Below are 214 nucleotides of genomic sequence, written 5' to 3'. Positions count from 1 at the left end.
CCGTCGTCGAGGACGCCGGCGGTGTGCACCACCGCGTCGAGATCCTCGGGGAGAACCTCGGCCAAGGCGTCGCGGTCGGCGGCGTCGCAAGCCACGATCGAGACCTCGCAGCCAAACGCGGTCAGCTCGCTTTCCAGCTCCGCGGCACCGGGCGCGGCCGGTCCGCGGCGGCTGAGCAGCACCAGCCGCTCGGCACCACCGGCGGCCAGCCGCC

1 protein-coding gene is annotated in these 214 nt (G+C 75.2%); it reads right to left on the bottom strand.

The features are described from left to right. A partial coding sequence (locus tag G3I65_RS12050) for a KR domain-containing protein (protein WP_239071080.1) occupies positions 1-214 on the bottom strand: 214 nt, incomplete at both ends.

The sequence above is a fragment of the Amycolatopsis sp. SID8362 genome (genome assembly GCF_010550475.1).
In the GTDB taxonomy this organism is placed as follows: Bacteria; Actinomycetota; Actinomycetes; order Mycobacteriales; family Pseudonocardiaceae; genus Amycolatopsis; species Amycolatopsis eburnea.
The sequence above is the reverse complement of the archived record's forward strand: the minus strand, read 5'-3'. Positions and strand labels throughout refer to the sequence as shown.